At 69.5% G+C, this 12,045-nt stretch carries 11 protein-coding genes and 1 pseudogene; 8 read left to right on the top strand and 4 right to left on the bottom strand.

What is annotated here, in order from left to right; translation table 11 throughout:
- A pseudogene (locus tag ACH4OW_RS34210) lies at nt 1-92 on the top strand (IS982 family transposase); the annotation flags it as partial.
- A gap of 20 nt (nt 93-112) precedes the next feature.
- On the opposite strand, the gene ACH4OW_RS34215 reads toward ACH4OW_RS34210, so the two are convergent.
- A complete protein-coding gene (locus ACH4OW_RS34215; protein WP_398031927.1) occupies nt 113-994 on the bottom strand; it encodes a PhzF family phenazine biosynthesis protein in 882 nt (293 codons plus the stop codon).
- 112 nt (nt 995-1,106) lie between these two features.
- Nucleotides 1,107-1,436, bottom strand: coding sequence for an EthD family reductase (locus ACH4OW_RS34220; RefSeq protein ID WP_398031930.1), 330 nt, complete (start codon nt 1,434-1,436; stop codon nt 1,107-1,109).
- A gap of 504 nt (nt 1,437-1,940) precedes the next feature.
- Here ACH4OW_RS34220 and ACH4OW_RS34225 point away from each other — a divergent pair.
- The 4 genes from ACH4OW_RS34225 to ACH4OW_RS34240 all read left to right on the top strand — a co-directional run bounded on the left by ACH4OW_RS34225 (nt 1,941) and on the right by ACH4OW_RS34240 (nt 5,737).
- A complete protein-coding gene (locus ACH4OW_RS34225) occupies nt 1,941-2,843 on the top strand; it encodes a LysR family transcriptional regulator (protein WP_398031932.1) in 903 nt (300 codons plus the stop codon).
- A 707-nt stretch (nt 2,844-3,550) separates the two neighbouring features.
- Nucleotides 3,551-4,807, top strand: a complete 1,257-nt coding sequence (locus tag ACH4OW_RS34230; RefSeq protein WP_398031933.1) for a cytochrome P450 — start codon at nt 3,551-3,553, stop codon at nt 4,805-4,807.
- Complete coding sequence (locus ACH4OW_RS34235; protein ID WP_398031935.1) at nt 4,804-4,941, top strand: hypothetical protein; 138 nt, start codon at nt 4,804-4,806, stop codon at nt 4,939-4,941. Before ACH4OW_RS34230 ends, ACH4OW_RS34235 begins: the two co-directional genes overlap by 4 nt.
- A gap of 52 nt (nt 4,942-4,993) precedes the next feature.
- Nucleotides 4,994-5,737, top strand: a complete 744-nt coding sequence (locus ACH4OW_RS34240; protein WP_398031937.1) for an STAS domain-containing protein — start codon at nt 4,994-4,996, stop codon at nt 5,735-5,737.
- A gap of 109 nt (nt 5,738-5,846) precedes the next feature.
- On the opposite strand, the gene ACH4OW_RS34245 is transcribed toward ACH4OW_RS34240, so the two are convergent.
- Nucleotides 5,847-7,154, bottom strand: coding sequence for an MFS transporter (locus tag ACH4OW_RS34245; RefSeq protein WP_398031938.1), 1,308 nt, complete (start codon nt 7,152-7,154; stop codon nt 5,847-5,849).
- A gap of 195 nt (nt 7,155-7,349) precedes the next feature.
- Between ACH4OW_RS34245 and ACH4OW_RS34250 the strand changes: the two genes are divergently transcribed.
- Nucleotides 7,350-8,324 (top strand): LysR family transcriptional regulator, encoded by a 975-nt coding sequence (locus ACH4OW_RS34250; RefSeq protein WP_398031940.1) that lies wholly within the window; start codon nt 7,350-7,352, stop codon nt 8,322-8,324.
- A gap of 143 nt (nt 8,325-8,467) precedes the next feature.
- Here ACH4OW_RS34250 and ACH4OW_RS34255 read toward each other — a convergent pair whose 3' ends face one another.
- Entirely contained in the window at nt 8,468-9,190 is a 723-nt protein-coding gene (locus ACH4OW_RS34255) for a dienelactone hydrolase family protein (RefSeq protein WP_398031942.1), read from the bottom strand.
- A 394-nt stretch (nt 9,191-9,584) separates the two neighbouring features.
- Between ACH4OW_RS34255 and ACH4OW_RS34260 the strand changes: the two genes are divergently transcribed.
- Nucleotides 9,585-10,841, top strand: coding sequence for an FAD-dependent monooxygenase (locus ACH4OW_RS34260; RefSeq protein ID WP_398031944.1), 1,257 nt, complete (start codon nt 9,585-9,587; stop codon nt 10,839-10,841).
- Nucleotides 10,842-10,941: 100 nt separating this feature from the next.
- On the top strand, nt 10,942-11,691 hold the full coding sequence (locus ACH4OW_RS34265) for a DUF6461 domain-containing protein (protein WP_360134188.1): 750 nt from the start codon (nt 10,942-10,944) through the stop codon (nt 11,689-11,691).
- The last annotated feature ends 354 nt before the right edge of the window (nt 11,692-12,045 follow it).

The following is a 12,045-nucleotide window of genomic DNA, read 5'->3' on the forward strand; positions in this document are numbered from 1 at the left end:
CCCAGCGCATCCTGGCCATGACCTGCGCGATTTGGCACAACCGCACCATCGGCGCACCCACCACCAGGTCACTGACCGCCTACGACCACTAAGCCGGATCGGAACTACTCGTCTAGTTGTCGCCTCGGTGTCTGTCGCGGACCACTGCCAACCCGCCGACCCGGGTCGTGATGCCCGCCGGCCCGCGTCGGGCCGAAGCGAGCACGCTGGCCGGTCGGCCGAGGGTGTCGCCCTGCTCCATCTCGATCGCGACCGTCTGTGCCCCTGTCGTGTCGAGCAGGTGGGCGGCTAGGCAGCCGGTGCTGTTGGCGTTGGCGACATCCTCATCGACACCGATCGCCGGCGCGAACATCCGCGCCGCACCCGGCCGGTCGCCCGCCGGCGGTACGTACACGAAACAGCCGAGGAGCCCGTGCCGCCGGCACGCCGCTGTCAGCCTGCCGAGGTGTGGGCGGACTCGGAGCAGCGCCGACCTGTCGTGGACCGGTACCAGCATGCGTGGTGCGCCAGGCGAGGCGATCCGTGGCGCGTCGGTCGGATGCAGGTCGTCCGCGGTGAGCCCGAGCGCGGCGACGATCGCGGCGCGCTCGTCCGGTGCCGGGTGACGCAGCGCGACGAGGCCCTGGTCGAACCACACCTCGATGCCGGCGGGGCGGCGGATCGCGACGGTGTCGAACGTGCGCCCGCCGGTGTGCTGGCGGTCGTTCAGCTCGCCCAGCGCGGTGCGGGTCAACCGGACGGTCTGCGCGGCAACGGTGCCGTGGCCGCAGCCGGACAGTTCGGCGGTAGCGGTGAAGAACCGGACCGGCCAGCCACCGTCCGGCGTCCGCCCCTGGCCGAGGAACGCCGCGTGCGAGGTGCCGGCCGCAGCAGCGACCGCACACCGGTCCGCGTCCGTCGCCGCCGGATCGTCGTCGGTGACGGCCGTGGGGCTGCCGCCCCGGCCATCGCGTCGCACGCACACATCAACCACCGTGACATCCGGCCAGGACATCGGCCCCCCTTTTGACTCTCAACGAACCGGCAACCGTCGACGGCGTTCCGGAAATAGCCGGGACCACGCAGCAACGGCCGACCGAACGCGTCCCGAAGCGTACCGTCCTGCCTCAGCCGGTGCCGTCCTGCACCGGGTAGCCGTCCTGCACCGGATAGTCGATGACGACCAAACCGCCGGTGGCGTAGTTGACGACATCGGCGGCCAGCCGCTGGCCTTGCGGCGACGACCGCGCCGCGGCCAGGGCGGCGGCGTCAGCAAAGTCGGCTTCGAAGACCGCGAAATACTGCGCTTCTCCCTTGGTCGCCGCCACGTCGAAGCTGTAGCGCCACGCAAGCAGGCCAGGCCAATCCATGACCAGTGGAAGGTGGTTGTTCACGTAGTAGTCGCGGAAATGGTCAGGGTCGGCGGGCTGGGAATACAGGACCAAAGACCTATGCATGACTGCCTCCTGCATCGCTGGGTGCGGGACATCGGGGTTCGGGTGGGGGCGGAGGTGGTTTGGAGGGATGGGGACGGAGGTGGTTCGGAGGAGTGAGGACGGAGGTGGTTCGGAGGAGTGAGGACGGAGGTGGTTTGGAAGAGGGCGTGGGAGTCGGTGGTCGGCTGGCGCGGGACGTGCCGATGAAGGCCGCGACGTCAGGGAGGGCCATGTGGGTGTCGATCGTTACTTGATCCGCGTGGCGTTCGCGGTTCAGGTAGTGACCCGGGTGGGTCGGGGCGCGCCGGAATCCGTGGTCTGGCACACCGGGCTTGGTGGCCGCGGCCTTCGCGAGAGCGGTGACGGAGGACTCGGAATCGGCAGTGTGTGTGCGTGCGTGCGATGTGCGGTAACGCGGTCAGTTGGGGCGTCATATCCGCAGGTTAGGGCTGCATGTGTGGCCGAGGGAAAGACCGGTTCGGGATAGGCTCAGAACGGATCGTTATCAATCGGCAGGGAGGGCACGTGGCGCCGGATACGGTGAGCCTGCGGTACTTCCTGGTGCTGGCGCAGGAGTTGAACTTCACCCGCGCGGCCGCACGGATCGGTATCGCACAGCCCGCACTCAGCGCCCGGATGCGCCGATTGGAGGCGGAACTCGGTACGGCCCTGCTGGTCCGCAACACACGTAGCGTCGTATTGACCACGGCCGGTGCGGCTCTGGCGGAGTCCGCGCCGCCCGCGCTGGCGGCGCTGGACCAGGCATGGGACACCGCCCGGAATGCGGGGGCCGGTGAACTGGGCACGCTGCGCATCGGATACAGCCTCAGCACGGGAGCCGAGACGGCACCGGCCCTGGTGGACAGGCTCATTCGCAGCAGCCCGGGACTCGAAGTCGGCGCGGTCCCGATGGCAACACCGGAGATCTCCCCCGCGGTCGCCGACGGCCGCATCGATGCGGGGATCACCCGCGGTGAACAGCCGGGGCGTGGCGTGCGCCGGTTCCTGCTGCGGCGTGAGCGCGTCGGGGTCCAATTGGCACAGCATCATCCGCTGGCCGGACACCCGGAGATCGAGATCGCCGATGCGGCCGCGTATCCGCTGCGCCTCCCCGACCGTACGGCCAACCCCGTGATCCACGATCGGCTGGCCGCGTTGTTCGCCGATACCCGGCCGAGCCTCCAATTCCGCACGGCCACAGTCTCTTTCGACATGTCACAACGCGACCTACGCGACGGGCTCACCCTCGCCCCGGCCGGAGAAGCCGCGGCCACGGCACAACCGGCCGGTCTCACGTGGCGACCGCTGCAGGGCGCACCCACCTTGACGATCCACCTGGTCCTCCCGCGCGTGCCGTCACCACTGCACCGCCGCATCCGTACCGTCGCCAAAACCCTGGCACACGAGCTGCGTTGGCTGCCGGACTGACGCACAGCAGGTCACGCAACCCGGCCGTGGTCGCCGGGTTGCCGACCTCGGCGCAGAAGCCAGGCAGCACCTCCGCCACCTCGGGTGAGGTGAGCAGTTGGTCGGTCCCGTACGCGTACGCCGGCGCCCCGGTCACCACGATGTCCCCCGTGCGAGAGTCCACGACCAGGTAGGTCAGCCCGCACGCCCGCAGGAGCCGGCGCACGAACATGCCGGGCCGGTTGCGGCCCCGGATCGTCTGGTTCCAGTTCTCCGACGCGGACGATGTGCCGCACACGCGGGCCCGCTGCTCGCCGGTCTCCGGATCGGTCACCGGCCGACCGTGCTCGTCGAACACCGGAATCCGGTCGGGGATGTGGCGCGGGTCAGCATCGTGTGCTCGCGCATGTGGTCCAACAGCTGCGGCACGCTGCGGTCCGCGTTGGTCGCCTCGGCGATGTAGTGATCAGGCTATGGATATGTACGTCAACGGCGCCTGCACTAGGCATACTTCACGGCCATTTACTGCCGTGTGCCCGCGATCCGTTCTGCGGGTACGGTGTAGAGCACTCGACACGAATGGCGAAGTCTGCGGCGGCGCGGGTGAACTCATCCACCGCATCGGGAACCAGGTGTCCAGTTCCCTTCCATTCCCTTCCATCGCCCGCGGCGCTCTCGGCTGCGCCTCGACCTGGACTTCCCCGGCCGCGGATGCAGAGGAGCCCTGAATGACCGAGCGGCCCGCCATCTCCTTGGATCCCGAAGGCCGTGACCGGCACGGCGAGGATGCCCGGCTGCGTGCTCACGGTCCGCTCGTACGGGTCGACGTGCTCGGCGTCGAAGCCTGGGCGGTCTCCGACCCCGTACTGCTGCGGCGGCTCCTCATGGACCCCCGTGTCTCGAAGGACGCCCGCCGGCACTGGCCCGCCTATCCCGACCGGATCGCGGGTGTCTGGCCGCTGGAACTGTGGGTGGCGGTGGAGAGCATGTTCACCGCCTACGGCGACGAGCACCGCCGCCTGCGCCGCATCATCGGCCCGGCCTTCGCCGCGCGCCGCGTCAACGCCCTGGCACCGGTCATCGAGCGGATCACCGCCGGCCTGCTCGACGGCCTCGACACCGCAACGCCTCCCGGAACGCCGGTGGACCTGCGGGAACACTTCGCCTATCCGCTCCCGATCCAGGTCATCTGCCACCTCGTGGGTCTGGCCGACGCGGACGTACCGCACTTCCGCCGTACCGTCGACAAGGTCTTCTCCACCGGCCTGAGCCCGGCCGAGGCAGGCGCCAACGTCAAGGAGATGTACGAGCTGCTGGCCGGCCTCGTCGCCGCCAAACGGGCCGCTCCCGGCGACGATCTGGCGTCGCACCTCATCGCGGCGCGGGACAGTGAGGAGGACGGCTCCCACCTGACCGAGGCGGAACTGCTCGACACCCTCCTACTCGTGATCAACGCCGGATACGAAACCACCGTCGACCTGATCGACCAGGCCACCACGGCCCTGCTCACCCGGCCCGGCCGGCTCGCCCAGGTGCGGGCGGGCTGCGTCACCTGGTACGACGTCGTGGAAGAGACGCTGCGCTGGGAGGCCCCGATTCCCTACCTGCCCATGCGCTATGCGGTGGAAGACATTCCGCTGCTCGACCACGGCCCGACAATCCGCAAGGGGGACGCGATCCTCGCCTCGTACGCGGCCGCGAACCGGCACCCCAGCCTGCACGGCGCCACCGCCAACCACTTCGACCCCACGAGAAAAGACAAATCCCACCTCTCCTTCGGGCACGGGGTACATGCCTGCCTGGGCGCCCCACTCGCCCGGCTGGAAGGCGCGATCGCCCTGCGCGGCCTCTTCGAGCGCTTCCCGGCCCTCGCCCTCGCCGTCCCCGCGAGCCGACTGCGTCCCCTGCCGAGCTTCGTCTCCAACGGCCACCGCGAACTGCCGGCCATACTCCGTCCTGCGTCGGGCGAGGAAGCCCTGACATGAGGTCCCAGCACGAGCCGCCGGAGCCGTACGAGTCGCCCGAGCCGTACGAGCCGTACGAGCCGTACGAGCCGTACGAGCCGCCAAAACGTCTCGCCAATACGGCGGACCCTTTTCATCTGCACACACCGGAATGACGTTGCCGCTCCGGGGTCAGCTCATAGGTAACGCGGTAGCGCGGTGACGGGGATGTCGCCGCTGCGCCGATCGCGGACCTCGCGCCGAGATGTTCGTCCGGCTACCACTCCCGGGGCCCTTTCGGCCACTCCGCTTCCGTACCGAGTCGGCGGCAGCTACGGTGATATCAATGCGCCAGACGCGCAGGGTGTGCCGGGAAGTCTGGTCGGCGTCGAAAAGGGCCTTTGGTCCGTCAGGCGGCTTACTGGAGGGACCGTGCATCACGCCCCACCCTCTGTGGCCTCTGTTCTGCGGCGTGGGCTGGAGGAGCCACCCGATTCCCGGCTGACCGTCCGCTCCCGCACCGACGCTGGCGACGAAACGGATCTGCAACTAGCCGGCGAGTTCGACGTGCACACGGTGAGTTTGCTGCGCGAAGCCACCGTCACCCACCTGAAGACCGGCCACCGTCGGCTTCGGCTGGACTTGTCCGGCATCACCTGGTGTGACAACGCCAGCCTGTATACCCTCCTGGGCGTACGGGGCGCCGTACACGCCGCGCAGGGTCAACTGGAGCTGACAGCCGCCAGCGAAACCGTCGACCGCGCCTTGGCCCGCACCGGCGTAGGCCCTCGTCTGCATCCCTGTCCGGGCTCCCCACCCTGCCCCCACGGGCCGGCACACCTCGCCGCAGGCGACTGCGGACCGCTACCCGCGGTCCCGCGCCCGCATCGGACGTTCTGGCGGGGCTCGCGCGGCGACCCGCTGTGCCGGGACCCGGCAGAGTCCCGGCCATGGCTTCCCCCGGCCAACTGACCCGCAAGGCGCCTTCCGGCACCCGGCCCAGGCCATCTCCCCGTCTCCCCCGTCTCCCCATCCGCGTCATCACGCCGCCACGCCATCACGGCTTCACGCCCCGACGACCTCACCGATCCACGGCAATGCCTCGCGGCTCCGCGCCCTGAGGGGCTTCCGACACGGCCGGGGAACCGACAACCCGGCGGGCCCGCCCGGACGGGCCTGACGGCCCTGACGGGCCGGGGCCGAACAGCCCCACGGCCAGGGCCGCGCCCGCCAGCGCGGTGGCACTCCACAGCAGAGGAGTGATGCCGACCGTCTCCACCACGACGCCACCGAGAAAGGCGCCCAAGGCGATGGCCGCGGTGAAGACACCCACGTAGATCCCGGTGATGTGTTCGATGCGTTCCGGTGCGGCCTGAGCCATCCAGATCTGACCGGCCACCGACAATCCGCCGTAGGCCAGGCCCCACAGGGCGATGCCGACGCCGGCGACTGCGGTGACGGAGCCGAAGACCGCGAGGAGCGCGATGCCCGCGCCGATGCCGGTCGTCAGGCCCAGAACCGTGCCCCGGGCACGCCGCGCCGCCGATGCGCCCGCCACGAAGTTGCCGATCAGCCCGAAGAGGCCGTAGACCAGCAAGAGCAGGGAGATGGCCCCAGGGGTCGATCCGACGCGCTCTTCGAGGACGGGCCGTACGTACGTGTAGGCGGCGAAGTGCGCGGTGACGAGGAACACGATCAGCACCAGGCCGACCGTCACCGGAGCGGTACGCAGCAGCGGCTCGCGGCGGGTGGGGTGGACCACGTCGCCCGACGCGGCCGGGCGGGGCAGCCGGGGCAGCGCCAGTAGCAACCCGACGGCGAGAGCCACTGCGGCGGCGGACAGCGCGGCGAACGCGGTGCGCCACCCGAAGGCGTTACCGACGACGGTGCCCAGCGGCACGCCGATCACCGAGGCTGCCGCAACCCCGCCGATGGTGCAGGACACCGCCAGCGCGACATTGCGGGGCGCGACGAGCCGCGCCGCGACCGCGGACGCCAGGCCCCACACCGCTCCCATCCCGACTCCGACGACGACCCGGGAGACGACCAGCAGGCCGAAATCGTCCGCCGCGGCGGTCAGCGCGTTGCCGACGGCCAGCACCACCATCGCCGCCGCCAGAACCGCGCGCCGGTCGAGCGCGCCCACCACGCGTACGACCAGCGGAGCCGTGACGGCGGTCACCAGGCCCGTGATCGTCAGACTGAAACCCGCCCGGCCGGAGGAGATGTGCAGGCCGTCGGCCATCGGTGTCAGCACGCCGACCGGCAGCATCTCCGACGTCACGACCACGAACGTACTCAACGACAACACGGCCACCGCCACCCACTGCCACAACGTGGTACGAGCCGAAGCGGACCCGGCTTCCTTCACCGACACGTTTGCATCCATGACGGCAGCCAACAGCGCGCCATCCCCCTGATCAACGGCGAGTTCCTCATGGATCGATCAGCTAGATTGATCGTTGGGTGGGTGGTTGAGTGGGTGGGTGGATGAGTGGGTGGGTGGGTGGATGAGTGGGAGAGCGGATCTACGGGGTGGCGAGATGGCGGAGGGGTGATGGGGGCAATGGGGACGATGGGGGCCATGGACCAGGTACACGTTCAAGAGATCGAGTGCCTGCTCGCGCTGGCCGAAGAGCTGCACTTCGGCCGGACGGCGGTACGCCTGGGCTACTCCCAGAGCCGGGTCAGCCAGCTCGTCGCCGCCCTCGAACGGCGCGTCGGCGTGCGGCTCGTCGAACGCACCAGCCGGCGCGTGGAGCTGACCCGGTTCGGTGCGCAGTTCGTCGATGAGGTGCGTCCGGCTTACGAGGCGTTGGTCGCCGTGTTCGCCCGGGCGCGCGAGCGTGCCGGTCATGGGTCCCTGCGCCAGTTGTGCATCGGCTTCCACGGCAGCATCTACGAAGAGGTCACCGAGGCGTTCCGCCAGCTGCGCGCGCACCATGAGGTCACGATGGCGCTGAGCGAGATCCCGCTGGGTTCGCCCTTCTCCGCCGTACTCGACGGGCGGCTCGATGCTGTCGTGGTCGAACTCCCCGTAGAGGAACCGGCGTTGACCGTTGGGTTCCGTTTCCCTCCGCAGGATCGACTGCTCGCCGTCGCTTCCGCCCACCCGCTGGCCGACGCCGAACACGTCCACGTCGAGGAGCTCGTCGGCCTGGACATACTTCACCCGGCCGGCGACGCCCCGGCCTACTGGACAGCCGCCCGCGTACCGCGTTCCACCCCCGCCGGAGTGCCCATCCGCTCGACCCGGGGTATCACCAGCGTTCAAGAGGGCCTCGCGCTCGTGGCCGCCGACGACCACGCCATGCTGGTCTGCCGGCCGCTGGCCGAGCGCGTCACCCGCAGCGACGTGCGTTATCTCTTGGTCGACGGCCTTGACGCGCCGTCACAGATGGGGCTGATCTGGCGCACCGATCACACCACCCCGCAACTCACCATGCTCGCCCAGCTCCTCAAGGAAGAGTTCACGCGCCCGAGCCGGAGGGGGTTGCCGTCACCGCCCGCCCGTGCATCCGGCGGATACGTTGGCGGCTCCAACTCACCGGCCGCGTAGGGGCCGCCCGCCTGCGCTCGCTTGGAGCGGGCGCAGGCGGAGGCACTCACCACCAGGTCGATCGCGCCTCGGCCCCGCCCCGGAAGCTGGCGGCGTCCTGGCTGACGCCGTCTAATGTCTACTGCCGGTCCGGTGGCCCGGGCTCACTTCAAGTGCCGGGCGAAGAACCGGTTCCCGTCCTCCGCCTCGAACCACGGGGTGCCGGTGTGCCCGCCCATATTGGCGTGCAGCGTCTTCTCCTTGGTGCCGAAGGCGTCGAACAGGTCCAGGGCCCGCTGCCGGGGGTTTCCTTCGTCGTCCCACTGGAGCAGGACCAGCAGCGGGGTGGTGACCTGCCTGGCCTCATCGCGCTGAGCGCGGGGCACATATCCCCCGGCGAAGAATCCGGCGGCCGCGATGCGCGGCTCGACCGCCGCGAGGCGGATACCGAGAGCCATCCACCCCGAGTATCCGACCGGGCCGCCGATCTCGGGCAACGCCAGGAGGGCGTCCAGGGTGGTCCGCCATTCCGGGGCCGCCTTTTCGACCAGCGGGCCGATGAAGGATTCGAAGATCTCGTCGACCGGCTCGCCCGCCTGCATCGCGCGGCGGAGGTCGGCGCGAGCCTGCTCGTCGGCGGCGGAACGGGGCCGGTCACCGCACCCGGGGGCGTCGATGGCGGCTACCGCGTAGCCGTACGCCGCGGACTGCCGGGCACGGGCCACCAGTCGGGGTTCCCTCTTGGGCAGGCCGTTGTTGTGGGCCATCAGGATCAGCGGGGCCGGCGCTGTGGATTCAGGCGTCCACAGGGTGCCGGGGATCTCGCCGAGGATGAATTCGCGCTCGACAACGCCGTCTTCGAGGCGCTGTTCGGAAGTAATGTGCATGGTCGTGCCTTTCGGGAGTGCGCGTGAACGGCGCTCCCGGACGACCTATCGCCCGACCGTGACCCCGGAGGGGAGCACCCATGTCGATACTGCGTTCACGGGTACCACCTCCTCGTTCTCTCGCACGGCCGCTGGAAAAGTAGCAGTGGCTCGCCTTGGTCGGCCAACGGTTTTGGGGATGTCGCAGCTCCGCCCGTCCGCCCACCGACGCGTTCTGCACTAGTGCACGTGGAGGGCCCCCTCCCAGCGGGCCACTCCCAGCTGCCGGCCGGGGAGACGCCTGGGAGCGCGCACCATTCACACATCCATGCACTAGTGCGCCAGCAACCAACTACGCACTTCACAAGGGACGTTCTCGATTGAGGACTCGTTGTGTACGTCGTACACTCGCGTCATGACAGCCAACGAGATACTCATCAGCGGCGCCGGCATCGCTGGGCCCGCGCTGGCGTACTGGCTACGCAAGGGAGGCTTTGCGGTCACGGTCGTGGAGCGCGCGCCGGAACCCCGGCCGGGCGGGCAGGCCGTGGATCTGCGTGGTGCCGGCCGCACCGTGATCGAGCGGATGGGTCTGCTGGACCGGGCCCGGGCGGAGAGCCTGGACCAGCGCGGCTTCGCGCTGGTCGACGGCTCCGGCCGCGTCGCCGCGCGGATGTCCGCCGACAGCTTCGGCGGCGAGGGGATCGTCTCCGAGATCGAGATCCTCCGCGGCGATCTCGCCCGGCTGCTGTACGAGGCCACCCTGCCGGACACGCGGTACCTCTTCGACGACACCGTCACTGCGATCGATCAGGATGCGGACGGGGTCACCGTCACCTTCGAAAAAGCCGCGCGGCGCCGGTTCGGGCTGGTCGTCGGTGCGGACGGGCCGCACTCCAAGGTGCGCGCGTTGGCCTTCGGGCCGGAGCGGGACTTCGTCCGCCCGCTCGGCCTCTACACGACCTGGTTCACCGCTTTCGACGCGCTGTACCTCGACGGCTGGTTCCTGATGCACAACGCGCCCGGCGGCCTCGTCGCCTCCGCCCGGCCCGGCCGCCTCCCCGGCGAGATCAAGGCCGGATTCAGCTTCCGCTCGCCACCGCTCGCCCATGACCGCCGCGACGTCGACGCTCAGAAAGAACTCGTGGCCCGGCGCTTCGCCCACGTCGGCTGGGAGGCTCCGCGTTTGCTGCGGGCAATGCGTACCGCTCCGGACTTCTTCTTCGACTCCATGGGTCAGGTCCGCCTCGACAGCTGGTCGCGCGGCCGGGTGGCGCTGCTCGGCGACGCCGGGTACTGCGCGACCCCGCTGACCGGGCTGGGAACCAGTCTGGCCCTGGTCGGCGCCTACGTCCTGGCCGGTGAACTCGCCGCCGCCGGGGGCGATCACCGCATCGCCTTCCGCCGGTACGACGAGGTAATGCGCCCCTACGTGAGCCAGGCCCAGCAACTGCCACCGGGCGGCGCGGCGAGTTATGCGCCGTCGGGCCGGGTCGGCATCCGGCTGCGGGATCTTTACATGCGGCAGGTGACCCGTTGGCCTCTGCGAAGGCTGCTCGCCGCGCAGTTCGCCAAAGCCGGGAACATCGCACTGCCGGAGTACGCTCCGCCCGGACCCTGCGGGTCCGCACCCTTCGGGTCCACTCCCAGCCACGGGGCAGCGACTGCATAGACGCCGGGGGCCGTAGCGGTTGCGATGGTGATGTCACAGGGCCGCCCTATCGTCACTACGAACAGGTGGGGTGCCTGTTCGCTTTTGGAAGGGAGGACGCGTGAGTGACGGTATCCGGTGGGTGGTCGGCGCTACGACGAGTTCCGGGTGGATGTTGGACGTGCACTTCGCCCGGGGCATCGACGCCGAGGAACTGGCGTTTCGTATGGGGGCGGAGCGCGGAGCGGTTGCCGGGCCGATGACCGATGGCGAGGTAGGTGCGCTTGACGTCGACGCCTATCCCGATCGTGGGCCGGGCAGCGCCGTGATACGCGTCGGGGAGGACGCCGGCTGGGCGTTCGCCATCACCTACGGTCCTTACGTCGACCAGCTGGAGCAGGTCTCGCGTGACGGCGTGGAAGCTGTCCACTATCACTACAACTCGGCGCATCCGCCCACCACCGTCATGTACGCGCGCGACGGCCGCACCGTCTGCGGATTCGGGCTGTGCGAGGAACGCGTCCGCTACGGCCGGGAACCTGATCTGCTCCTGCCCGGCCTCGTGGCCGCCGGCATTCTGCAACCCGACGGCGAGACCTACTGCGATCGCGACATAGCTGACTACGATGATCGCAAGGGGCGTGGCCTGGCCGTCTTCGAGGAACGTTTCGGCCTGTCCCTACCTCGCACGGCACTCGCCGAAGGCTCCCTCCCCGTGTACGCGATCATGGGCTCACCGGCTCCCGGGTTCGAAAAGATTTCCGCGTGGGCCGCAGCCAACGGCAGGCCCGTTCCCGACGAGCGCCTGCGTCTGGTCCCCGCCGAGCTACGCAGGCACTACGAACAGGCCACCGGATCCTCAATGGCGTGAACGGTGCGGGCGCCGCCTCGTCCGAGGTGTCGGCCGGGGTACCGGTGCGGGTTACATGTTGGTAGCGGGACGCCTGGGGGGTTTCGGTGCCGGCAGTCCAGTGGACTCCCGTCATTACTGGTCACAGGGCATGTCTGCTGCGTCATGTCCCGTAGGAAGTAACCGGTTGGTAGATCCAGCTACCCAGGTTGAGCACAAATTACACACATCCCCCCTCTTCATATGGGCCCCGATGCTCTAGATTGACCCTGCTTCCGGAGTTCGGACACGAAGCGACCAAGAATGATCTATAGGTCCGGCGCTACAAACAGCCAGCAATTCCCCGGCGCCAGACGTGGGGGTGATCAATTCTTG

Origin of the sequence: Streptomyces sp. NPDC017056 (genome assembly GCF_044332485.1) — a bacterium.
GTDB lineage: Bacteria > Actinomycetota > Actinomycetes > Streptomycetales > Streptomycetaceae > Streptomyces.